This is a genomic window from Megasphaera sp., assembly GCF_047831605.1.
In the GTDB taxonomy this organism is placed as follows: Bacteria; Bacillota; Negativicutes; order Veillonellales; family Megasphaeraceae; genus Megasphaera; species Megasphaera intestinihominis.
Genome location: NZ_CP181255.1, coordinates 1699007 through 1724380 on the forward strand (window position 1 = coordinate 1699007; position 25374 = coordinate 1724380).

Sequence of the window (25374 nt, forward strand, 5' to 3'; positions counted from 1 at the left end):
ATTCACCTTTAAAGGAGGAAACTCATTATGCGTAAAACCATCATTGCCGGCAACTGGAAAATGAACCATCTCGGTGCCGACGCCAAAGAAACTATCCAGGGCCTCGTCGCCAAAGTCCCGCAGGACGTAAAACCGGAAGTCATCATCGCTCCGGTCTTCCCGTACCTGCCCATGGCTGTCGAAATGACCAAAGGTACGCCGATCCACGTCGCAGCCCAGAACATGCACTGGGAAGAAAAAGGCGCTTTCACTGGCGAAGTTTCGCCGGCTATGCTCGTCGACATCGGTGTCACCCATGTCATCCTGGGCCATTCCGAACGCCGGACGTACTTCAATGAAACGGACGAAACGGTCAACAAGAAGACCAAAGCCGCACTGGCTCATAATCTGACGCCGATTGTTTGCTGCGGCGAAACGCTGGAACAGCGCGAACAGGGCATCATGCAGTCCTGGATCGAAAGCCAGATCGAAAAAGCCTTGGAAGGCCTGACGGCAGCAGACGTCAAGAAAGTCATCATCGCTTATGAACCGATCTGGGCTATCGGCACGGGCAAGACGGCCAGCGCTGCCCAGGCAGAAGAAGTCTGCGCTATCATTCGCAAGAAACTGGCTGCCCTCTATGACGCAGCTACGGCAGAAGACGTTTCCATCCTCTACGGCGGCAGCGTCAAAGGCGGCAACGTCGCTGAACTCACAGGCTCTGCCGACATCGACGGCGGCCTCGTAGGCGGTGCCAGCCTCAAAGCCGACGACTTCCTGGCTATCATCAACAATGCTGTTGTAAAATAGTTAGTGGCTAGTGGCTAGTGGCTAGTGGCTAGTGGCTAGTGGCTAGTGGCTCGTAGGGGTCGCCACGTGGGCGACCCGTTATGGATTTGGATGATTTTTCTAGCAGACTGGCCGGGAAATCGTACATATCCCGGAGCGGGCGCCCCACGTGGTCGACCCTACAGAAAAGGACCTGTCGCTTTTGCGGCAGGTCCTTTTGCTATATCTCCCCACATTTGTTACAATAAGGGCATGAGATGGAGGAGAAATTCGATGAAATATATTTTATATGTCCTTTCTTTTTTCTGCCTGCTCATCGGCGGCGGTGCCTGGTTCTTTTATAACCATCCTGTCGGTGTCATCGGCGTTATCCTGTCGCTGTATATCCTGTATCGCCTGGAACGGCAGCCGCACAAGCTTTCTTTGAAGTGGCCCGGCAGCAAAGGGAAGGGAGCCAGCCGTGACCAGGCGGCCTTTGAAAAGGCTGTCAGCGACTTCAACTGCATGGAAGCGGAACGATTGGGGCTGACCGACCCGGACCTGCGCCGGACCGTTGCCAATATGCAGCACATTGCCCGTAACTTTCTCTACTATTTACAGCAGTATCCCGAACGAATCGGACTGGCAGAACACTTCATCGACTACTATCAGGACCGGGCCGTCTACATGGTCCATAAATATAAGAAACTGGCCGTAACAGGCGTTAAGACGGACAAAGTGGTCAACACGCAGAACAAGCTCAAGAACCTGCTCAGCCAACTCGACCAGGCCTATGAAGAACAGTTCACGCAGGTCATGGAAGCGGAATTAGTGACCATCGACGGAGAAACGACGGTCATGGCCCAGAACCTGTCTGCCCAAGGCCTGTACGACCCGGAGGCTGCCGCGCGGAGAAAGAAGCCGTCGTCCCTGAAAGGCTCCCTGGCTCAGTGGAAGCAGAAAGCCGCCGACCGCTTCGATGCCTATACGGACGGGACCTTCTCGTCGATTACACCGGAACTGCGCCATAAAATCAACGAAGAGCGCCTGATTACAGCCGTCCTGGCCTTCTTCCTGGGCTCCTTCGGCATCCATTACTTCTATTTGAAGCGCCCTGTCCGCGGGGCCATCTGCGCCCTCTTCTGCTGGACCCTCATCCCGGGCTTCCTGGGCCTGCGCGAAGGCATCCGCTACTTCAACATGACGACCGATGAATTTTACTATGCCGATTATTTACATAAATACGGCGCTTAACTCCATAAATAAAGTGAAACACGAGTATAATACTCATGAGTATTATACTCGTGTTTCACTTTATTTGTAATGCGCTTTCTTAGATTTCTACGTTGAAGTGTTTGAGAATCATTTTTTCGGCTTCTGCATTCCACAGTCCTTTGTGGGCTTTGCAGCATTTGTCCAGTTCCTTACTATATGTATTAAAAGACAGGCAATTTGAGGTTGTCTTTTTACAGGTTTCATTCCTACTAGCGGTAACGCAGTTTGTGGTATAATGAAGGTAAAAATCACGAAGAGGAGGTGTTGATATGGGGGCGAAAGCCGTGATCATCGATCACGAACCACTGATGGCGGCGCAGTTGAAAAAACTGTTACAGCAGGGGAAACCAGCTATCGAGGTGAAAGCGATATGCTATGAAGGGGAGCAGGCCATGGCCTGTCTGGCAGCCCATCAGCCGGATATCGTCTTTCTGACCCTGGAAATGCCGCGGGTCAGCGGCATGATTATTGCAAAGCAGATCGAAGCGGAAAAAGGGCCTCATCCGGCCATCGTCTTTGTCACGGGTCAGCGCGATTTCATTTCTCAGACGCTGCGGCTCAATGTCCTCGACTATCTGGTCAAGCCGGTTACGGAAGGTGAAGTCCGGCGGGTTGTCGAAAAGTTCTGTGCCGTCTATACAAAAAAAGAAACCCCTTCACAGGAAGGAGCTTCTCTGACGGCTGCCGACGGCGGCGAACGGCCCAGTTATGCCCGGCGCTTTTCCGTCGATGAAGGTGATAAGATAAAACTCATCGCAACGGAAGATATCCGCCTGGTCTATGCGGAAAAGCGCAAGGTCTATTTGGTTACTCTCTCAGGCCGGACTTATCCCAGCCATCTCAGTCTGGTCCAGTTTGAAAAGCGTCTGCCTGAAGACATCTTTTTCCGCTGTCACCGCAATTACATCGTCAATATCGATGAAGTCCAGCAAATTGAACCGTGGTTCAATCATCAATACGTCCTCATCCTGAAAGGGATGGAAGACCAGCCCGTGCCCATCGGCCGATCGTATGTCAAGAAGCTCCGGCAGTACGTCGACTTATAGGTTCAAGGCAGCCTTAAAGTAGGCTTTAAGGTTCCCCGGCAGATGACAGCATTTTGATAATGCATAGATTGCAGGATGAGGGTGAAAAAATGCCTGGTTGTTATAGAATAATGGCAAGCCATATGATATAATTCAAAGTAAAGCCTTGTAAAGAATATGAAAGAATCGTGTGAATTTTGATAAAGGCTTATTCTTATCTTTTTGTTAAGGAGATCGATGATTATGGCATTCCACTTAAAGCCCAAGGAAGAAAAATTCTTTTCCCTATTGGACCAGCATGCGACGTTGAGCTATGAAGCGGCTGAATTACTGAGCCAGGCTATTAACGGCGAAGTCGCAAAAGAAACGGCGCTGGAAAAAATCGACGCCCTGGCCGACCAGGCCGATGTATTGGTCATGGAAACGATGAAGCGCCTGCAAAAGACATTCATTACGCCTATGGACCGGGAAGATATCCAGCAGCTGATCGACCAGCTCGATGCGGCAATCGATAACATCAGTGAAATCATGGATAAAATGTGCATGTACCAAGTCGGTGAAGCGACGGATGGGGCTAAAAAGATGGCGACCATTACGGCTAAGGCCATGAAGGAAATACGCAAGTCCATTGGCTACATGAAGGACCTCAAGAAGAATTACCTCAAAGTCGAAGCGCGGAGCAAGAAAGTGTTGAAATTGGAACAGGACTGCGACGACTTATATCATGAAGAAATGGCGAACTTGTTCAAGAACTGCAAGGACCCCACCGAAATCATCAAGTGGAAGGAAATCCTCCAGTCCGTTGAAGACGTCACTGATGATTGTGAAAATTTAGTCGTTACGTTCAGAAGGGTTGTATTGAAGTATGCCTGAGCATTGGTTAATATGGGCCATCGTACTGCTGGCTGTTCTCTTTGATTATATTAATGGCTTCCACGATACGGCGAATGCCATCGCGACCAGTGTTTCGACGCGGGCCATTTCACCGCGTCACGCTATCATGATGGCGGCGTGCCTGAATTTTGCCGGTGCTATGATCAGTACCGGCGTCGCTAAGACCATTGGCGGCGATTTAGTCCTCAATCCGGCTGAAATCAGCTTAGAAGTCATCGTAGCTGCTCTTATCGGCTCGATTATCTGGAATGTCATCACTTGGTACTATCGCATACCGAGCAGTTCATCCCATTCGTTGATTGGTGGCGTCATCGGTGCCGTTTGCATCAGCGTCGGGCCGGCAGCTCTCGATATGGGCGGTATCGGCAAGATTATCCTGTCTTTGATCTTGTCGCCTGTCGTCGCCTTGATTACGGGCTATTTCGTCATGATCGGCATCCTCTGGGTCGTCCGTAAATATTCCCCGCTGGCCCTGAACCGGCAGTTCCGCAAGATGCAGCTCTTGTCGGCCAGTTTGATGGCTTTTTCCCACGGCTCCAATGATGCCCAGAAAGCCATGGGGATCATCGCCCTGGCTCTCTTATCTGGCGGTTATATTGAAACCATGGAAATCCCGATTTGGGTCAAGATGGCCTGCGCCACGTCGATGGCCCTGGGGACGTCGGCCGGCGGCTGGCGTATCATCTCTACGATGGGGACGAAGATCTTCAAGATGGAATCGATCAACGGCTTTGCGGCGGATTTGAACTCGTCTATCGTCATCTTTTCGGCGACTTTCCTCCATCTGCCCGTCAGTACGACCCACGTCGTATCGGGCTCCATCATGGGCATCGGTTCAGCCGAACGCGTCCGCGCCGTCCATTGGGGCGTCGCCCGCAGTATGCTCGTCGCCTGGGTCGTCACCATCCCCATCAGTGCCCTTATGTCGGCAATCATTTTCAAAATTATCGATTTTCTTTAAGACTATGTTTGAGGTTTAGTGTGTGAAACTAACCACTAACCACTAAAAAAGCGCTGTCTTCATGGGACAGCGCTTTTTTCTTTTGAGGATGTCTACCCCAAAGTATATTATAGATGTACTTTGGGGCGCTGGAGTTACAGAATTAAAACTATACTTTTTTTGTCTTTTATTGTATAATACTAAATATAGACAACAAGGGGGTAGAAATATGAGATTGAATCAGGCTACGGACTATGCCTTCCGCATGGTCCTCTATTTGGCATCTCTCCCGGAAGGCACGAAGATTACCGGCGCGGCGCTGGCTGAAAAACAGAATATACCGGAACGTTTTTTATTGAAAATCATGCGCAGTCTCACCAAGGCTGGCATCATGAAGTCTTACCGCGGTGTCGAAGGCGGCTTCGCCCTGCAGCGGGCTCCCAAGGATATCACCCTCTTTGACATCATCGATGCCGTCGAAGGGCAGACGGAACTGCAGCGCTGTCTCCATGATATCGGCTCGTGCAGCCGCGGCTGCAGCGGCATGTGCTCTATTTATGCCGCTTTTGCCGACATCCAGCGCGACCTGGCGGCCCGCCTGAAGTCCATCAACTTCGAGACACTGGCCAAACAGGAAGCCAATCTGCGCATGGTCCATGAAGCAGAAGCGCAGCTGACGGCCAAAAAAGAAGCGGCAGAAAAGTGAGCTTGTAGTACGGAGTTTGTAGAAGAGGGCTTTAAATTTAAAACCCTCCGCTAACCACTAGCCACTAAAAAGGGCTTGTCACCGACGACAAGCCCTTTTTTTTATGCCCAAAATATTGTAAAATAAGGATACCCATTTTATTTTTATTCTCGTTGTGTGGAGTGAAGCCCTATGTACCTACCCCTTCAAGGTTTCATCAGCAGCTTCCGGCTGCTCGATATATTGGATATCCTGCTCGTCGCTTTTGTCCTCTATAAATTATTCATCCTCATCCGCAATACCCGGGCCGTGGCCCTGATCAAGGGCCTGCTGGTCCTGGGCGTGGTCACTGTTGTCAGCAAGGTCCTCGACCTGCACGTCATCAACTGGATGCTGCAGCAGGGGATGACGGTCATTCTCGTCGCCCTGCCTGTCGTCTTCCAGCCGGAATTGCGGCGGGCCCTGGAACAAATCGGCCGGGGCCGTTTCTTTCGTTCCGGCCAGGTCATCAGCATGGAAGAACTGGAACGGCTCATCGATGAAATCGTGGCTATCAGTGAATCCCTGTCAAAGACCCATACAGGAGCGCTCATCGTCTTTGAACGCGAAGTAGGCCTTAACGACTACATCGATACAGGCATCGCCATCGACGGCCTGGTGTCGCGGGAACTGTTGGGGAATATCTTCATTCCCAATACGCCCCTTCACGATGGCGCCGTCATCATCCGGGAAAACCGGATCATGGCTGCCGGCTGTCTGCTGCCGTTGACGTCGGACCGGTCGCTGTCGACGGAATTAGGGACGCGTCATCGGGCGGCTATCGGCATCAGTGAACTGGCCGATGCCGTCGTCGTCGTCGTCAGCGAAGAAACGGGCTCCATTTCTTATACCTATGGCGGTCATATTTATCGTCACCTCGACGGCAATGCCCTGCGCAATGTCCTGAAGACGTTCTTGAACAGGACGCCTCAGGGCCTGGCCAATATTTTTAAATGGAGGCCTTAGCTTATGAACAAGATTGATAAAAAATGGCAGCTCAAAATAATTTGCCTCCTCTTGGCTATCGTCTTGTGGTTCGTCATCATCAACGAACAGAACCCGCTCAGTGAAGGCAGTTATACCGTACCGATCACTGTAGAGAACCTCGACTCCCAGTATATTACGTCCAACGTGCCCAAGACGGTCTATGTCCGCCTGTCGGGACCGCGCAATACGATCATCAACGTTGGGCCGTCGGATATCAAGGCCTATATCGACTTGTCCAGTGTCCAGGAAGGGGAAGTAGAGGTCCCGGTCCACATCGAGATCCCCAGCGGGACGGAGCTGAAGAAGCAGAGCATGACGTCGACGAAAATCACAGTCGATGTCTATACAGTCAAAGAATTTAAATTGACGCCCCATGTCGTCGGCAAACTGGATGACAAGGATTTCATCAGCGATTTGAAAATCGTACCGGAGAAAGTCGTCGTCAGCGGGGCGCGCCGCCTCATCCAGCACGTCAGCCAGGCAGTCGTAGATATCCCGGTCAATCAGCGCAATGGCGACTTTGCTATTATGGCGCCGATTCATTTGTATCAGGCTGATGGCACGCCTGTCGAAGGACTGGAAATGACGCCCTGGCAGAGCAATGTCAAAGTGGCCATTGCCCATGATGCCGTGGCCAAGACGGTGCCTCTCAACCTGAACGCTACGGGCCAGACGGCCTGGAAGACCGTCACAGTCCAGCCGATGTCGGTCCAGGTCCGCGGTGAAGCCGATACGCTGAAGAATATCAGCTCCATCGATTTGCCAGATATCGATGTGGAAAACATGACGGAAGAAAAGACCTGGAAAGTGCTGATTCCGCCCATTGATGGTGTCGTCATAGACCCTGATGAAGTCGACGCCACACTGCATATTAAGAAAGATGAGTAGAAAGGGAGAAGATTGTGCTTAGAGTATTGAATATCCGCACGGCTGTCCCTATGCAGAAGCCTTTGGCAGCTTTAGTGGCTAAAAAGCTTCGATGCAGCCGCAGCGATATTTCCCGCCTTATCATTGTCCGCCGGTCCATCGACGCCCGGCGGAAACCGCGGATTTATTTCGTTTTTACGGTCGATGTGGAATTCGTCGACGAAAGCCGCGTTTGGAAGCGCTGTCGTGACAATAAGGATGTCCGCCAGCTGGCTGAGTCGCCGGCGCCGGATATCCGGCCCGGTACGCAGCCGCTTACCCACCGGCCCATCGTCATCGGGACCGGCCCGTCTGGCCTGGCGGCAGCCCTGGCCCTGGCCGAACACGGCTATGCGCCTATCGTCTTTGAACGGGGGTGTGACGTCGATACCCGCACGAAAGACGTTGAAGATTTTTGGCGCGGCGGCCCCTTCAAGGCATCGTCGAACGTCCAGTTCGGCGAAGGCGGAGCGGGGACCTTTTCCGATGGGAAATTGACGACCCGCGTCAATCATCCGCTGCTGCGGCGCATTTTGCAGACTTTCGTCGATGCCGGAGCGCCGGAAGACATCCTGTATGCCTATAATCCCCACGTCGGGACCGATGTCCTGCGCTGCGTCGTCAAGAATATGCGCCACACCATCGAGGCGCAGGGCGGCGAAGTCCATTTTTCCAGCTGTGTCACGGCCATCCATCGCGACGATGAAGGCCGCATTACTTCTGTGACCGTCAATGACCGCGATGAGTACCCGGCCGAGCTGGTCGTCATGGGTATCGGCCACAGTGCCCGCGATACGTATTACATGCTCCATGACCAGGGCATTACCCTGGAAAAGAAGCCTTTTGCCGTCGGTGTGCGTATCGAACATTCCCAGGATGTCATCGACCGGGCCCAATATGGCTGCCCGGCAGCCGACCTCGGCCTGGAACCGGCCGATTACGCCCTGGTCTATCACAGCCCGGAAGGGCGGTCGTGCTATTCTTTCTGCATGTGTCCCGGCGGTGTCGTCGTCGGCGCGGCTTCGGAAGAAGGGCGGGTTGTCACCAATGGCATGAGCCTGTACCGACGTGACAGCGGCATCGCCAACAGTGCTGTCGTCGTCAACGTCACAGCCGACGACATGGGCGGCGACAGCCCCCTGGCGGGGATCGAATTCCAGCGCCGCTATGAAGCCCTGGCCTATCAGGCCGGCGGCAGCAATTATCACGCGCCAGCTCAGACCGTCGGGGCTTTCCTCAGCCGTCCTGGAGCACCGCAGGAAGGGCCCATCCATTCCTATCGTCCCGGCGTGACCTGGACGGACCTGCATGAGGTCCTGCCAGGTTTCGTTACGACGACACTGGAACAGGCCCTGCCTTATTTTGGGCGGCGGATCCATGGTTTTGACGATGACGATGTCGTCATGACCGGCGTCGAAACCCGGACCAGCGCCCCGGTACGCATTGTCCGCGGCGAAGACCGCATGGCCCTGGGGGCGGCAGGCCTTTATCCCATCGGGGAAGGGGCTGGCTATGCCGGCGGCATTATGAGCGCTTTTTTGGATGGCCTGGAAACGGCGATTGAAATCATCCGTAAATATCAACCTTTGGAGGTAAAGTAAATGGCTAGATTGTTTGGAACTGATGGAGTACGAGGTATTGCCAATGATTCGCTGACACCGGAATTGGCATATCATTTGGGCAGAGCAGCTGCCTATATTTTTGGGCAGAACAAAGAACACCCGACCTTTCTCATCGGCCGGGATACCCGCCGTTCCGGCACTATGCTGGCAGATATCCTGGCCGCCGGTATCGCTTCGGCTGGTGGTGACTGCTACATGGTAGGCGTCATTCCGACTCCGGCCATTGCCTACTTGACGCGGACTCATCATATGGATGCCGGCGTCATGATTTCGGCGTCGCATAATCCCTTTGAATACAACGGTATCAAGTTCTTCGACGGCTTTGGCTATAAGCTGCCTGACGAAACGGAAGACAAAATCGAAGAATGTATGCTCAAAGATGAACGGGCTGCCCTTCAGAGCCGTCCGACCGGGGCCGCTATCGGCACGATTTCGACGTGGACCGATTTACAGCAGGAATATGCCGATTTCATCTGCAAATCGACGGATGTCGATTTGTCGGGCCTGAAAGTCGTCCATGACGGGGCCAATGGTTCCGCTTCGGTCTTGGGGCCGGAAATCCTCAAACGCCTGGGTGCCGAAGTCATTGCCATCCATCATGAACCGAACGGCATCAACATCAATGACAACTGCGGCTCTACCCATTTGGAAAGCTTAAAGGAAACGGTTCTCAAGTATGGGGCCGACGTAGGGATTGCCAACGACGGCGATGCCGACCGCTGCCTGGCTGTCGATGAAAAGGGCCAGGAAATGGATGGCGACCAGATCATGCTCCTCTGCGCCATGAAATTGAAGGCCGAAGGCCGGCTCAAACAGGATACCGTCGTCGGTACGGTCATGAGCAATATCGGTTTCCACAAAGCCCTGAAGGAAATGGGCTGCCAGACGGAAATTACGGCTGTCGGCGACCGCTATGTCCTGGAAAAGATGCGCAAAGACGGCTATTCCCTCGGCGGCGAACAGTCGGGCCATATCATCTTCCTCGACTACAATACGACTGGTGACGGCCTGCTCACGGCGGTCCAGCTGCTGAGCATCATGAAACAGCAGCAGAAGCCCTTGTCGGAACTGGCCGGATTGATGACGCGCTATCCGCAGATTTTGAAAAATGTTCGCGTTCAGACGAAATCGGGATGGGAAGACAATAACCTCATCATGGCCGCCATCTCGGCTGGCGAAGAAGAGTTGGGCGATGAAGGCCGCATCCTCGTCCGCCCGTCGGGCACAGAACCCTTGATCCGTGTCATGGCAGAAGGACCGGACCTGGAACAGCTCGAACGCATCGTCGATGACATCGCCGTCGTCGTCGAACACGAAATGGGCCCGTCTAAGTAGGTATTGACAAAACCTTGCAAATATATTAAAGTGTGGGAATGGAGTTCCTGGAACTCTTTCCTGCACTTTTTTATGCAGGCGTCTGGAAATCCTTGACGATATAATGGATAGCGCTAGTGCCTGATGGATTCAGGCAGACGAGGTAGAGAAGTATCGAAATAGTCAGCGGATGTCTCTCGGCAGCTTCAGCCGTTATATGGCGGAAAAACACGATGGTAACGTCGTCGACAAGTTCGTCATAAGAAGGAACATTTTCATATCAGGAGGATATAACTATGTGTGGTATTGTAGGTTACATCGGAGACAGAGAAGCAGCAGATTTTTTGATGGATGGACTGGCCAAGCTGGAATATCGTGGTTATGACTCGGCCGGTATCGCCGTCTACAACGACGGCGCCATCGCTGTCCGCAAAAAAGCAGGCCGTCTGGTCAATCTGGCTGAAGAAGTCAAGGCTCACCCCGTCGTAGGGACGCTGGGCATCGGTCATACCCGCTGGGCGACACACGGCGGCCCGTCGGACGTCAATGCCCATCCCCATACGGATGAAAAGGGGAACTTCGCCATCGTCCACAACGGTATCATCGAAAACTACATGGAATTGAAGGAAGAACTCCTCAAAAAAGGGTATCACTTCAAGTCGGAAACGGATACGGAAGTCGTCGCGCACCTCTGCGCCGACATGTACGACGGAGATTTCACCAGCACCGTCCGCAAGGTCCTGGCCCGTCTGCGCGGTTCCTATTCGTTGGTCTTCATGTGCAAGTTTGAACCGGATAAGATCATTTGCAGCAAGAAAGACAATCCCCTCATCGTCGGCCTCGGCCAGGGGGAAAATTACATCGCTTCGGATATCCCGGCCATCCTCAGCTACACCCGCAAGACGTATATCATGAATGATGGGGAAATCGCCATCGTCATGAAAGATAATGTCTGGGTCACGGACCTCGAAGGCAAGCCCATTTCCAAGAAGGTCTTTGAAGTCAACTGGGATGCTGAAGCAGCTGAAAAGGGCGGCTTTGAACACTTCATGCTCAAGGAAATCTACGAACAGCCGAAGGCTATCAAAGATACCATGAGCTGCCGCATCACCAAAGATGGCAAGCACGTCCATTTTGAGGAATTGAACTGGACGCCGGAAGACGTCAAATCAATCGGCAAGATTTTGATTACTGCCTGCGGTACGGCCTACCATGCCGGCCTTTTGGCCAAGTATTTCATTGAAAAACTGGCCCGCATCCCCGTCGAAGTCGACATCGCTTCGGAATACCGTTACCGCGATCCCTTGACGGACAGCAAGACCCTGTGCATCGTCATCAGTCAGTCCGGGGAAACCATAGACACCCTGGCAGCCCTGAAAGAAGCCAAACGCCGTGGCGCTCGTTCCCTGGCCGTCACCAACGTCGTCGGTTCGTCTATTTCCCGTGAAGCCGACCAGGTCGCTTATACCTGGGCTGGCCCGGAAATCGCCGTCGCTTCGACCAAGGCCTATACGACGCAGCTGGTCACGCTCCTGCTCCTGTCCCTGTACATGGGCCGCTTGAACGGGAACCTGCCCGTAGACCGGGAAGAAAAAATCCTGGCTGATTTGACCAAACTGCCGGATCAGTGCCAGGCCATCTTCGACCAGGTCGATTTCATCAAAGGTCTCTGCAGTACTTTCAAAGATAAAGAAGACGTCTTTTTCATCGGCCGTTCCATGGACTACGGCCTGGCTATGGAAGGTGCCCTGAAATTGAAGGAAATCTCCTATATTCATGCTGAATCCTATGCCGGCGGCGAACTGAAACACGGCACGTTGTCCCTCATCGAAGCCGGTGTCCCCGTCATCGCTTTGGCTACGCAGGTAGAAGTCGAAGAAAAGATGATCAGCAACATCAAGGAAGTCAAAGCCCGTGATGCCTATGTCGTCGGCGTCGTCCAGGAAGGCGATACGGAAGTCGGCAAGACTGTCGATGCCTTGATCAAGGTCCCGGCATCGGACGATTTCGTCATTCCCATCCTGGCCATCATCCCCTTGCAGCTCCTGGCCTACTACATCGCCGTCAGCCGCGGCAACGACGTAGATAAACCGCGTAACCTGGCCAAAAGCGTTACCGTAGAATAATCGTTAGTTTGAGGTTTGATGTATGATGTTTGAGGTGATGGCCTTTAAATTTTGTCCCATCCACATCAAACATCAAACTTTCAACTTCAAACTAAAAAGCGCTGTCTTCATGCGACAGCGCTTTTTTTGTCCCCTTTATTCTCCGTTCGGCAGGGGAATCGTCCCTTTCGTCCGGGAAAAGGCGCGGCCTTCTTCTTTTTGCCGTATACTATACTCAACGAAATGACAGTGATGATTGCAGATAGATGTGAGGTGTTGTCTTATGTCACGCTTTATCAATAACCTGAAACGCCGCGTTGCCAAAGAGCAGAAGAAAATCGTCCTGCCGGAATCGGAAAGCCGCCGCGTCCTGCAGGCTGCCGAACGGGTCCAGGCCGAAGGTTTCGCCCGGCCCATCCTCATCGGCCGGCCCCAGAGTATCGTCGAAGTAGCGTCAGAATATCAAATCGATATGGATGGTATCGAAATCATCGATCCCGAAACATATCCCATGATGGATAAATTCTGTGAATATTATGCTAAGCGGCGGGCCAAGAAGGGCATGACTCTTGAAGAAGCACGGAAAGTCTTGTCGGAAAATTATATTTTCTTTGCTGCCTGTCTCGTCGCCTTCGATATTGCCGACGGCATGGTCGCCGGGGCTGTCGCTACATCGTCGGAAGTCATCCGGGCGGCCCTGCAGGTCATCGGGCCCCACCCCGGCTTGTCGACGGTCAGCAGTTCCTTTATCATGATTACGGATAAACCGCAATTCGGCGATGATGGCATCTTCGTCGTCGGCGACTGCAGTGTCGTCATCGAACCGACGCCGCAGCAGTTGGCCGATATCGCCGTCAGCTGTGTCGAACGGGCCCGCCGGACGGCGCAGATGCTCGATCCGAAAGTAGCCCTCTTGTCGTATTCGACCATGGGAAGCGGTGCCGGCGAAGAAGTCGACCGCGTCCGCGAGGCCGTCCGCCTGCTGCGGGACCGAAACGTCGATTTCGAATTTGATGGGGAAATGCAGGCCGACGCTGCCCTGGTGCCTCGTATTGCCCGGCAGAAAGCACCGGGATCGACGGTAGCCGGGCAGGCCAATGTCCTCGTTTTCCCGAATCTCGTTTCCGGCAATATCTGCTATAAAGTCTTGGAACATCTGGCCGGAGCGACGGCGCTGGGCCCGCTCCTCCAGGGCCTGGCCAAGCCGGTCATGGATTTATCCCGGGGCTGTACGCCTGAAGATATTACCGACGTCATCGCCATTTGCTGCAGCGATGCCATCTACATGCAGGCTGAAAAGAAACGCGATATCGCCTTTACCAGCCGTTTTGAAAAGCTCGACCGCCGCGTAGCCGTCGAGAACCGCAATATTTCCATCCAGTTCGACCCGGAAAAATGCAAGAACTGTACTCTCTGCCGCCGGCGCTGTGCCGATGTCATGTCCATGACCGGTTATTATTCCCTGGAAAGTACCGGCGACGTGCCTATCTGCGTCCACTGCGGCCAGTGTTCCCTGACCTGCATGTTTGGGGCGACGACGACGGTATCCCAGCGCGATGCTATCCAGAAGGCCATCGACGATCCTAAGAAAGTCGTCATCTTCCAGACAGCGCCGGCTGTCCGCGTCGCCCTCGGCGATGAATTCGGACTGCCTTTCGGTTCGGTTGTCCAGGGCAAGATGATCGCCGCCCTGCGGGCCCTCGGCGGGGATTATGTCTTCGATACGAATTTCGGCGCCGATTTGACCATCATGGAAGAAGCATCGGAACTCTTGTACCGCATGCATAACAAGAAAGAACTCCTGCCGCAGTTCACCAGCTGTTGTCCGTCGTGGGTCGAATTCACGGAAATCTTCTTCCCTGAACTGATTCCCCATCTGTCGACGGCTAAGAGCCCTATCAGTATGCTCAGTCCTATGATCAAGACGTATTTTGCCAAACGCATGAAGATCGACCCGGCCGATATCGTGACGGTCTGCGTGACGCCGTGTACGTCGAAGAAGGCGGAAATCGCCCGGCCGGAACGGAATGCTGCCGGCCGTTACTGGAAGAAACCGGAAATCCGCGATACGGACTACTGCATTACGACGCGGGAATTGGCGAAATGGATCAAAGACGCCCAAATCGACTTCAACAGCCTGAAAGATTCGGATTACGACCCCATCTTCGGCCAGTCCTCCGGCGGCGGCACGATTTTCGGAAACAGCGGCGGCGTCATGGAAGCGGCCCTGCGGACGTTGGTCTATTTGAAGACGGGCAAACCGGCTGATGAAGAATTCCTCCACTTTGAAGAAGTCCGCGGCTTGGAAGGCGTCAAGGAAGCGGCCCTGACCCTGGACAACGACATCATCCGCGTCGTCGCCATCAGCGGTCTGGCCAATGTCCGGCGCTTCATCAACCTCATGGAAGAAAAACATTCGTGGAAGAAATATGCCTTCATCGAAGTCATGGCCTGCCCAGGCGGCTGCATCGGCGGCGGTGGTCAGCCGAGAACGAAACTGCCACAGGAAATCCCGGCCAAACGCGCCCGCATCGAATCGCTTTACGGACTGGATGCACTGAACCAGATACGTGCCAGCTGGGAAAACCCGGAAATCCAGACACTGTATACCAAGTTCCTGGGTGAACCGCTCAGCGACCTGTCGGAATCCTTACTGCACACGCAGTATATCAACAAGCACTACATGCTGGGCAAAGAAGATAAAGTCCAGCCAGGCGTGAGCCATTAACGTGATTAGTGGTTCGTGGCTAGTGGCTCGTGGCTTCGTAGGGGCCGTCCCAGAGGGCGGCCCGCCTCTCCTGTTAGGAGAGGTGGCCCGAAGGGCCGGAGAGGTTAAACCTCTCAGTCAGCTGTAGCTGACTGCTCCCCTATAATGGGAGCCATTGTACGAACTGCTAACAGCTAGCTGCTGACTGCTAAAAAAGCGCTGTCTTCATGCGACAGCGCCTTTTCACTTGCTTCCTTTCCCGTATGTCCTTATAATGAAAGGTAACATACATGATGCGGAAGGGAATCGATATGAGCCGGTATATTACGTCTTTGAAACAGCAGGCGGCCCAAAAGCCGCAAAGAATAGTTTTGCCTGAAAGTGATGATATCCGTATATTGCAGGCTGCCGACCGGGTATTGGCCGAGCAGCTGGCCATCCCCGTCCTTTTGGGGAAGGAAGGCGACATACAGGAACTGGCTTCACGGTATCAGCTCGATTTGGAAGGGGCTGAAGTGATTTATCCCAAGAAGTACCCTGGTTTAGAAAGCCTGGCCCAGACCTATGCGGATAAGCGGAAAGCCACTGGTATGACCTTGGAAGAGAGCCGCCGTTTTCTCTTGAATCATCCCTTGTATTTTGGGGCCGCCTTAGTCGCTGCCGGGGAAGCGGCCGGCATGGTAGCCGGTATCGAAACGCCGGCGCCGGAAGTGCTCCGGGCGGCTTTGCAGCTCATTGGGACGCGGGATGACATCGATACGGTCAGCAGTTCTTTTATCGTCGTGACGGATATGATGCAGTTCGGTCATGACGGCGTCTTCGTCGTCGGCGATGGCGATGTCATTCCCGACCCGGACGAATACCAGTTGGCCGATATTGCCTGCAGCTGCGTCGAACGGGCGCGGCGGACCCTGCACATTGCCTCGCCCAAAGTGGCCTTGCTGTCGTATTCGACCATGGGCAGTGACCGCGGTGCCGGTGCCGATAAAGTCCGCAAAGCCGTGCAGATCCTGAGTGACCGCAATGTCGATTTCATCTACGATGGAGAAATGGAGGCCGACGTGGCCCTGGTCCCAGCGTATGCTGCCGATTGGGCGCCCCGCTCACCGGTGGCAGGCCAAGCCGATGTCCTCGTCTTTCCCGACCTCAATACGGGCAACATCTGCTGCAAGATGCTGGAACACGTCGCCGGGGCGACCGTCCTGGGGCCGCTGCTGCAGGGCCTGGCCAAGCCGGTCATGGACCTGTCCCGGGCGTCCACTGTCGATACCATCGTCGACACCATCGTCATCTGCTGCTGCGATGCGTGAGAATACGCAGACCGCAGTTCGCAGGCCGCAGGCCGCATCTGAGTCAGACTGACAACATCGTCTCGAGTAATCCTCGGCTCGTAGAGGAGAACTCCTCCACCGCAAGCGGTCCCCCTCCCCTTCGCAGGGGCGGCTTACGCCCCGACCGGGGCCGTCGTAGGGGCCGTCCTTTAACCTCTCAGACCGCCTTTGGCGGCCAGCTCCCCTATGAAGGGAGCCTTGGGCGACCGGCGGCCGGCGTCAAGGATTTGAAAAAAGTCCTTGACAATTCCTTTACACAGTAGTATACTAAATAAGCTGTCGGGGCAAGGCCCTGACGCAGCAGGAAGTTTGAATTTAAAAAAGTTCAAAAACATCCTTGACAATCTCTTCTGAGTTTGTTAAAATAAACAAGTCGTCGCCACCCGGTGATGACAACGATGACCTTTGAAAACTGAACAATGAACTGAATGAACGCCAACGTGCGAGGTTCTATTATATAGAACGTCAAACAATGAGTAATACCAATCAATAAACAAGAGCCAAACGCTCTTCCATATATCATGGAGAGTTTGATCCTGGCTCAGGACGAACGCTGGCGGCGTGCTTAACACATGCAAGTCGAACGAGAAGAGATGAGAAGCTTGCTTTTTATTGATTCGAGTGGCAAACGGGTGAGTAACGCGTAAGCAACCTGCCCTCTAGATGGGGACAACAGCTGGAAACGGCTGCTAATACCGAATACGTTCTTTCTGCCGCATGGCAGAAGGAAGAAAGGGAGGCTCTTCGGAGCTTTCGCTGGAGGAGGGGCTTGCGTCTGATTAGCTAGTTGGAGGGGTAACGGCCCACCAAGGCGACGATCAGTAGCCGGTCTGAGAGGATGAACGGCCACATTGGGACTGAGACACGGCCCAGACTCCTACGGGAGGCAGCAGTGGGGAATCTTCCGCAATGGACGAAAGTCTGACGGAGCAACGCCGCGTGAACGATGACGGCCTTCGGGTTGTAAAGTTCTGTTATACGGGACGAATGGTACGACGGCCAATACCCGTCGTAAGTGACGGTACCGTAAGAGAAAGCCACGGCTAACTACGTGCCAGCAGCCGCGGTAATACGTAGGTGGCAAGCGTTGTCCGGAATTATTGGGCGTAAAGGGCGCGCAGGCGGCGTCGTAAGTCGGTCTTAAAAGTGCGGGGCTTAACCCCGTGAGGGGACCGAAACTGCGATGCTAGAGTATCGGAGAGGAAAGCGGAATTCCTAGTGTAGCGGTGAAATGCGTAGATATTAGGAGGAACACCAGTGGCGAAAGCGGCTTTCTGGACGACAACTGACGCTGAGGCGCGAAAGCCAGGGGAGCAAACGGGATTAGATACCCCGGTAGTCCTGGCCGTAAACGATGGATACTAGGTGTAGGAGGTATCGACCCCTTCTGTGCCGGAGTTAACGCAATAAGTATCCCGCCTGGGGAGTACGGCCGCAAGGCTGAAACTCAAAGGAATTGACGGGGGCCCGCACAAGCGGTGGAGTATGTGGTTTAATTCGACGCAACGCGAAGAACCTTACCAAGCCTTGACATTGATTGCTAAGGGTAGAGATACCCTGTTCCTCTTCGGAGGACAAGAAAACAGGTGGTGCACGGCTGTCGTCAGCTCGTGTCGTGAGATGTTGGGTTAAGTCCCGCAACGAGCGCAACCCCTATCTTCTGTTACCAGCGAGTTAAGTCGGGGACTCAGGAGAGACTGCCGCAGACAATGCGGAGGAAGGCGGGGATGACGTCAAGTCATCATGCCCCTTATGGCTTGGGCTACACACGTACTACAATGGCTCTTAATAGAGGGAGGCGAAGGAGCGATCCGGAGCAAACCCCAAAAACAGAGTCCCAGTTCGGATTGCAGGCTGCAACCCGCCTGCATGAAGCAGGAATCGCTAGTAATCGCAGGTCAGCATACTGCGGTGAATACGTTCCCGGGCCTTGTACACACCGCCCGTCACACCACGAAAGTCATTCACACCCGAAGCCGGTGAGGTAACCGCAAGGAGCCAGCCGTCGAAGGTGGGGGTGATGATTGGGGTGAAGTCGTAACAAGGTAGCCGTATCGGAAGGTGCGGCTGGATCACCTCCTTTCTAGGGAAAACCTAAGAAGTCGGCACGGTGGCAATTCATTCATTGTTCAGTTTTGAGAGGTCATCCTCTCAAGAGATAGAGAAGCTGGGGGTGTAGCTCAGCTGGGAGAGCACCTGCCTTGCAAGCAGGGGGTCAGGAGTTCGATTCTCCTCATCTCCACCAAACTTTTTTATCATCGTACCTTGACAACTGCATAAAAATGTTAGAAAATACCTCTTTTTAAAAAGAGATCTTAACGAACCTTGAATTCTTGTTCATCATGACATCCCGTGTGGATGGCGTGATACATGAAAAAATAGTCAAGTAAGTAAGGGCGTACGGCGGATGCCTTGGCCATATCAGCCGAAGAAGGACGCGATAAGCTGCGATAAGCTGCGGTGAGGTGCAAGTAACCTTTGACCCGCAGATCTCCGAATGGGGAAACCCGGCAGCAGTAGTGCTGTCATCCTCTATGAGGAAGGGCACCCGGTGAACTGAAACATCTAAGTAGCCGGAGGAAAAGGAATCAACAGAGATACCCCTAGTAGCGGCGAGCGAACGGGGCAGAGCCCAAACCGGGATGGGAAACCAATCCGGGGTTGTGGACTGCTATCAAATGCATGAGTGAAGCAGAATGAGCTGGGAAGCTCAGCCAGAGAGAGTGAGAGCCTCGTAGGCGTAAGCAAGTGCATGGAGCAGGATCCGGAGTACCACGGGACACGAGAAACCCTGTGGGAAGCTGGGGGGACCACCCTCCAAGGCGAAACACTGATATGGACCGATAGCGCATAGTACCGTGAGGGAAAGGTGAAAAGAACCCCGGGAGGGGAATGAAAGAGAACCTGAAACCGTATGTCTACAAGCAGTCGAAGACCTTTATATGGTCGACGGCGTGCCTATTGAAGAATGAACCGGCGAGTTACTTCAGCTAGCGAGGTTAAGCAGGAAATGCGGAGCCGCAGCGAAAGCGAGTCTGAACAGGGCGTATAGTTAGTTGGAGTAGACCCGAAACCACAGTGATCTACCCATGTCCAGGTTGAAGCACAGGTAAAAATGTGTGGAGGACCGAACCAGTGAGCGTTGAAAAGCTTTTGGATGAGATGTGGGTAGGGGTGAAATGCCAATCGAACGTGGAGATAGCTGGTTCTCCCCGAAATAGCTTTAGGGCTAGCCTCATGGCGAGAGTACAGGCGGTAGAGCACTGAACGGGGTAGGGGCCTATCCGGCTACTGAACCTAATCAAACTGCGAATGGCTGTACTTATCCATGGGAGTCAGACTGTGAGTAATAAGGCCCATAGTCAAGAGGGAAACAGCCCAGACCAACAGCTAAGGTCCCCAATGCCGTACTAAGTGGCGAAGGATGTGGAATTTCGAAAACAACCAGGATGTTGGCTCAGAAGCAGCCACCATTAAAAGAGTGCGTAATAGCTCACTGGTCGAGAGACTCTGCGCCGAAGATGTCCGGGGCTAAAGTACGGAACCGAAGCTTTGGCAATTAACATAAGTTAATTGGGTAGGGGAGCGTTCCTGCATGGGAGAAGCCTGACCGGAAGGACAGGTGGACAGGCAGGAAGAGAGAATGCCGGTATGAGTAGCGAAAAGAAGGGTGAGAATCCCTTCCACCGAAAGCCTAAGGGTTCCTGGGCAACGATCGTCGTCCCAGGGTAAGTCGGGACCTAATCCGAGGCGGAGACGCGTAGGAGATGGACAACAGGTTGAAATTCCTGTACTGGCTGAGGCCGTTTGAGCGAAGGAGTGACACAGGAAGGAAGGCGCGCGTGCGAATGGAAGAGCACGTCCAAGCAGGTAGGTCGGGAGACAGGCAAATCCGTTTCCCATAAGGCCGAGATGCGATGGGGAGCTTCTGGAGACAGAAGCGAAGGGGCTGGCACTAAACTGTCGAGAAAAGCTTCTAGTGAGGACTCAGGCACCCGTACCGAAACCGACACAGGTAGGCAGGATGAGAATTCTAAGGTGCGCGGGAAAACCCTCGTTAAGGAACTCGGCAAAATATATCCGTAACTTCGGGAAAAGGATAACCCAGCGTACGTGAAGTGCAGAAGCGCATGGAGCGGAGATGGGTGGCAGAAGAGAGGCCCAAGCGACTGTTTACCACAAACACAGGCGTCTGCTAAAGCGAAAGCTGATGTATAGATGCTGACACCTGCCCGGTGCTGGAAGGTTAAGAGGAAGTGTTAGCGCAAGCGAAGCAGTGAATTGAAGCCCCAGTAAACGGCGGCCGTAACTATAACGGTCCTAAGGTAGCGAAATTCCTTGTCGGGTAAGTTCCGACCCGCACGAAAGGTGTAACGATTTGGGCACTGTCTCAACGAGGGACCCGGTGAAATTGAAGTACCTGTGAAGATGCAGGTTACCCGCGACTGGACAGAAAGACCCCATGGAGCTTTACTGTAACCTGAGATTGGATTCCGGTAAGAGATGTACAGGATAGTTGGGAGGCAGAGAAGTGAGTACGCCAGTATTCACGGAGCCGCTGGTGGGATACCAACCTTGTTTTATTGGAATTCTAACGAGAAGCGTAACGAGCTTGCGGACAGTCTCAGGCGGGCAGTTTGACTGGGGCGGTCGCCTCCGAAAGAGTAACGGAGGCGCCCAAAGGTTCCCTCAGCGCGGACGGAAACCGCGCGAAGAGTGCAAAGGCAGAAGGGAGCTTGACTGCGAGACGGACAGGTCGAGCAGGGACGAAAGTCGGGCTTAGTGATCCGGTGGTAGAGAGTGGAATTGCCATCGCTCAACGGATAAAAGCTACCCTGGGGATAACAGGCTTATCTCTCCCAAGAGTCCATATCGACGGGGAGGTTTGGCACCTCGATGTCGGCTCATCACATCCTGGGGCTGAAGTAGGTCCCAAGGGTTGGGCTGTTCGCCCATTAAAGTGGTACGCGAGCTGGGTTCAGAACGTCGTGAGACAGTTCGGTCCCTATCCATCGCGGGCGTAAGAAACTTGAAAGGGGCTGCTCCTAGTACGAGAGGACCGGAGTGGACCGACCAATGGTGTACCAGTCATGGCGCCAGCCGTGCAGCTGGGTAGCTACGTCGGGGACGGATAAACGCTGAAAGCATCTAAGCGTGAAACCAGCCTAGAGATGAGGTTTCTCATTACATTAGTAAGTAAGGTCCCACAAAGACGATGTGGTTGATAGGCCGGGAGTGGAAGTACAGCGATGTACGGAGCGGACCGGTACTAATAGACCGAGGACTTGACTTAAGCAGAGAGCCATGTTTGAAGGAGCCGAAAGGCGACGCACAAACATGTGCGAATCGCTTACTCCGAATCTCAGGAGGCTGTGAATTTGGAAACAGATACACAGAGAGAACGACGATTCGGAGACGAGCGGAAAGATTCTTGATAGTTCGTTGGATGTATGAAACATTTTTATGCAGTTGTCAGGATACGATAAGCAGAGAACCAGTTTTGAAGGAGTCGGAGACGACACGCAAAACTGTGTGAATCGCTTACGTCGGACTTGTCCGACGCCTGAATAACATAATTCAGTGGCGATAGCTGCGGGGATCCACCTGTTCCCATGCCGAACACAGCAGTTAAGCCCGCAAACGCCGAAAGTACTTGGGGGGAGGCCCCCTGGGAGGATAGGAAGCCGCTGATTAAAGAAAAAAAGCACTAGCTTAGGCTAGTGCTTTTTTTGTTGTTAGCCGTCAGCAGTTAGCAGCTAGCAAGGGCGCCCACGTGGGGCGCCCGTTCGGAATAATGGGGGGGTACCCATCATACATGACAAGCGATGTGGGACGAGGCGGCTTCCTATCCGACCAGGGTTCCCTGGGATAAGCAGGGAACCGGTTTTGAAGGAGCTCTGCGACGCGCAAAACCGTGTGAGTCGCTTATGCCGAATCTCGTGACCTGATGGAGTGAAAGTATGCGGTCAGACAGAGATACCCTGGATTCGGCAGGAGAGGTGGGGCAACCGCCAGTGCTTTTTTGTTGTTCGTTGTTAGTAGTTCGTGGCTCGTTTTTGCGGCCTTATGGCCGCATCGTAGGGGCCGATCTTTAACCTCTCAGACCGCCTTTGGCGGTCAGCTCCCCTATAAAGGGAGCCTTGGGCGGCCCGCCGCGAATAAATGGCGATATACATAACAGGTCCATGAGGCATGGTTCGTAGGACTGCGGATGCTAACTGCTAACTGCTGACCGCTAGCTGCTAGTAGGGGCGCCCACGTGGGGCGCCCGTTCGGAATAATGGTATATCCATCATACATGACAGGTGATGCATGAAAACACGCACATATATTAGTATACGTTATGCTCACATAGTCACAGCGGGCTTGCCACGTGCAGGCCCCTACGAAAGCGGTCCGGTGGACCGACCGCTAACGGCTAATCCATCACTCTTCCTGCGTGCGTTGGAAGATGGCGGTGACTGTCGTTCCTTTATGGAGGGTGCTGTCTAATTCCAGTTCGGCATTATTGGCCTTGGCGATGTATTTGGCGATGGATAGGCCCAGGCCGGATCCGCCTGTGTCTTTGGTGCGGGACGAATCGACGCGGTAGAAGCGTTCAAAAACGCGTTCCAGGTCTTCTTTGGGGATGCCGATGCCTGTATCGCTGATGACATAGCGGACGGTCTTTTCGTCGGCCTGGCAGGTCAGGGTGACCTGTCCGCCGGCAGGCGTATATTTCAGGGCATTGTCGACGAAGATGCGCAGCATCTGTTTGACGCTGCCCGGTTCGGCCGTAATCAGGGCTTCGTCGTTTTGACGCAGGATGATCTGGTGTTCTTTGTCGATGAGGCTGACTTCGCTGTATACTTCCTGCAGGAGGTCGGCCGTATTGATTTTCGTAAAGTGTTTCAACAGCGTTCCATTATTGGAACGGGCAAAGAAGAGCAGGCGTTCGATGAGCTGCTTCATATAGTCCGTTTCTGATTTGATGGCCGTCAGGCTTTCGTTGAGGACGGCCGGGTCGTCTTTGCCCCAGCGGCATAAGAGGTCGGCGTAGCCGGCAATGACGGTAATCGGCGTCCGCAATTCGTGGGACGCGTCGCTGATGAACTGCTGCTGTTGTTTATAACCGTATTCGATGCGGTCCAGAGCCTGGTTGATGCTGACGGCCAGGTCGTGGAGTTCGTTCTTGTTGTCAGACAGGGCGATACGGTTGTCCAGGCGGTTGACTTCAATGGTCTTGACCGTGTCATTGATGACCTGCAAGGGGGCCAGGGAGCGCTTCATGAGGTACATACCCGTGAAGATGGTCAAGATCAGGCTGATGAGGACCGAAGCCAGGAGCTGTTTCGATAAGAGCGACACGAAGCCCGTTTCTTTATCGGGGCGCTGAGAAAAGCGCAGGTAGTAGTTCTTTCCCTGTTTGTCCGTCCAGAGCTGATAATAGGAGAATTCAGACGATTCGTTGCCTTGGACGCTGGTGGGCAGCGGCTTTTTCTGCGGATTGCTTATGGCGTCGTCGATGTAGCGGTCGCTCAGTTTGCGGACGGCATGGGTCGGGCCGTTGTCGACGATGAGATGGCCTGCGCCGTCATAAATTTGTAAGTTCATCGACGGTGGTACGTTGGCCCGGACAAATATCGTCGTATCGACCTTTCCGTAGTCGTCCAGGTATTGGATGGCCGCCGCAGCGCGGGACTTCAATTCATCGCGCAGGGAGTCGTTCATGATGTAGTGGACGCTGGTAATGGTTACGACCGATACGGTCAGGAGGATGAAAAAGACGATAGACGAATAGAGCAGGACCATTTTAGCGAAAATGGGCAGGGGAGCGATGAGCAGGTGCTGTGTCAGCCAATGATTAATCTTCTGCCACATAACCGACTCCACGGACTGTACGGATGTAGTTGCGCCCGTTCGGGCCCAGTTTGCTGCGCAGGTAACGGATATAGACGTCGACGATATTCGTGTCGCCGATGTAATCGTAGCCCCATACCTCTTCGACGATGCGCGACCGCGAGAGGACGATGTTCTTGTTCCGGACTAAATAGGCGAGGAGCTCGAATTCTTTCTTCGTCAATTTTAATTTTTTCGTTCCCTTCATGACTTCGTGACGGTCGAGGAATAAAGTGATGTCATTCAGCTGGAGAAAATTTCCCCGGTCGGCCAGCTGATGGCGTTCTCGCAGGAGGACACGGATGCGGGCAAAGAGTTCTTTGCTGTTGAAGGGTTTGGTCAGATAGTCGTTGGCGCCGATGTCCAGGCTGACGACTTTCGTTTCGATATCGTCCTTGGCTGAGAGCATCATGATCGGGACGTTCGATAGTTCCCGCGTCCGCTTACAGATGGTCAGGCCGTCGACGTCAGGCAGCATGATGTCCAGCAGGATGAGGTCGAAGTGTTCCTGGCCGATGCGGTCCAGGGCAGCGGCGCCGTTGTATTCGATGCCACATTCATAGCCTTCATGTTCCAACTCCATTTGCAGGAAGCGGGCGATTTGTTTTTCGTCTTCGACGATTAAGATATGTGTCTTTTCGGTCATATAACAACCTCCCCAAAAAAGAATTTGCACACTCTAAGCCATATACATACTATTATAACGTATAAATTCCCTTTTTTGTACTACTCATTCGGACATTGTTACAAAAATATCACGAAAATTTAATCTATTTTTAATCTTTAGGGATTTACTTTTCGCCAGAACCTGTTATTATAGTATATGTAGAACAGATCATCTACGAGACGTTGGAGAAGTAAGTTGTTCATATACCCCTCGAACACCCATATCTTATTTTCTTCAACTGCTGAGATATTG

15 protein-coding genes, 1 tRNA gene and 3 rRNA genes are annotated in these 25374 nt (G+C 53.4%); 17 read left to right on the plus strand and 2 right to left on the minus strand.

Features of this window, described 5'->3' with window-relative positions:
* Nucleotides 1-27 precede the first annotated feature (27 nt).
* The 17 genes from tpiA to rrf all read left to right on the plus strand — a co-directional run bounded on the left by tpiA (nt 28) and on the right by rrf (nt 22270).
* Nucleotides 28-789, plus strand: a complete 762-nt coding sequence (gene tpiA / locus ACFWUB_RS08150) for a triose-phosphate isomerase (protein ID WP_292282545.1) — start codon at nt 28-30, stop codon at nt 787-789.
* Between the two features lie 252 nt (nt 790-1041).
* Nucleotides 1042-2001 (plus strand): 5-bromo-4-chloroindolyl phosphate hydrolysis family protein, encoded by a 960-nt coding sequence (locus ACFWUB_RS08155; protein WP_416183794.1) that lies wholly within the window; start codon nt 1042-1044, stop codon nt 1999-2001.
* 290 nt (nt 2002-2291) lie between these two features.
* On the plus strand, nt 2292-3068 hold the full coding sequence (locus ACFWUB_RS08160) for a LytR/AlgR family response regulator transcription factor (RefSeq protein WP_302681443.1): 777 nt from the start codon (nt 2292-2294) through the stop codon (nt 3066-3068).
* 222 nt (nt 3069-3290) lie between these two features.
* Nucleotides 3291-3920, plus strand: coding sequence for a DUF47 domain-containing protein (locus ACFWUB_RS08165; protein ID WP_416183795.1), 630 nt, complete (start codon nt 3291-3293; stop codon nt 3918-3920).
* Nucleotides 3913-4902 (plus strand): inorganic phosphate transporter, encoded by a 990-nt coding sequence (locus ACFWUB_RS08170; protein WP_302681441.1) that lies wholly within the window; start codon nt 3913-3915, stop codon nt 4900-4902. The genes ACFWUB_RS08165 and ACFWUB_RS08170 overlap by 8 nt, the downstream gene beginning before the upstream one ends.
* A 208-nt stretch (nt 4903-5110) precedes the next feature.
* On the plus strand, nt 5111-5587 hold the full coding sequence (locus ACFWUB_RS08175) for an RrF2 family transcriptional regulator (protein WP_226885715.1): 477 nt from the start codon (nt 5111-5113) through the stop codon (nt 5585-5587).
* A 171-nt stretch (nt 5588-5758) separates the two neighbouring features.
* Nucleotides 5759-6571 (plus strand): diadenylate cyclase CdaA, encoded by an 813-nt coding sequence (cdaA, locus tag ACFWUB_RS08180; protein WP_020310207.1) that lies wholly within the window; start codon nt 5759-5761, stop codon nt 6569-6571.
* A 3-nt stretch (nt 6572-6574) separates the two neighbouring features.
* Entirely contained in the window at nt 6575-7480 is a 906-nt protein-coding gene (locus ACFWUB_RS08185) for a YbbR-like domain-containing protein (protein ID WP_020310206.1), read from the plus strand.
* A gap of 14 nt (nt 7481-7494) precedes the next feature.
* Nucleotides 7495-9099 carry an NAD(P)/FAD-dependent oxidoreductase gene (locus ACFWUB_RS08190; RefSeq protein WP_416183796.1) on the plus strand — a complete coding sequence of 535 codons (1605 nt, stop codon included), beginning with the start codon at nt 7495-7497 and terminating at the stop codon, nt 9097-9099.
* Nucleotides 9100-10455, plus strand: coding sequence for a phosphoglucosamine mutase (gene glmM / locus ACFWUB_RS08195; RefSeq protein ID WP_416183797.1), 1356 nt, complete (start codon nt 9100-9102; stop codon nt 10453-10455).
* A 275-nt stretch (nt 10456-10730) separates the two neighbouring features.
* Nucleotides 10731-12560, plus strand: coding sequence for a glutamine--fructose-6-phosphate transaminase (isomerizing) (glmS, locus tag ACFWUB_RS08200; RefSeq protein ID WP_416183798.1), 1830 nt, complete (start codon nt 10731-10733; stop codon nt 12558-12560).
* 262 nt (nt 12561-12822) lie between these two features.
* On the plus strand, nt 12823-15267 hold the full coding sequence (gene pta, locus ACFWUB_RS08205; protein WP_368075177.1) for a phosphate acetyltransferase: 2445 nt from the start codon (nt 12823-12825) through the stop codon (nt 15265-15267).
* A gap of 290 nt (nt 15268-15557) precedes the next feature.
* Complete coding sequence (locus ACFWUB_RS08210) at nt 15558-16556, plus strand: phosphate acyltransferase (protein ID WP_020724174.1); 999 nt, start codon at nt 15558-15560, stop codon at nt 16554-16556.
* A 539-nt stretch (nt 16557-17095) separates the two neighbouring features.
* Nucleotides 17096-18660, plus strand: a 16S ribosomal RNA gene (locus tag ACFWUB_RS08215).
* Between the two features lie 86 nt (nt 18661-18746).
* Nucleotides 18747-18822: transfer RNA gene (locus tag ACFWUB_RS08220), tRNA-Ala, on the plus strand.
* Nucleotides 18823-18957: 135 nt separating this feature from the next.
* A 23S ribosomal RNA gene (locus ACFWUB_RS08225) occupies nt 18958-21870 on the plus strand.
* 283 nt (nt 21871-22153) lie between these two features.
* A 5S ribosomal RNA gene (gene rrf, locus ACFWUB_RS08230) occupies nt 22154-22270 on the plus strand.
* The 16S, 23S and 5S rRNA genes sit together here with 1 tRNA gene alongside, the layout of an rRNA operon.
* A 733-nt stretch (nt 22271-23003) precedes the next feature.
* Here the strand turns inward: rrf and ACFWUB_RS08235 are convergent.
* Nucleotides 23004-24437, minus strand: a complete 1434-nt coding sequence (locus ACFWUB_RS08235) for a sensor histidine kinase (protein ID WP_292261593.1) — start codon at nt 24435-24437, stop codon at nt 23004-23006.
* Nucleotides 24421-25101, minus strand: a complete 681-nt coding sequence (locus tag ACFWUB_RS08240; RefSeq protein WP_020309681.1) for a response regulator transcription factor — start codon at nt 25099-25101, stop codon at nt 24421-24423. Before ACFWUB_RS08240 ends, ACFWUB_RS08235 begins: the two co-directional genes overlap by 17 nt.
* Nucleotides 25102-25374: the final 273 nt, after the last annotated feature.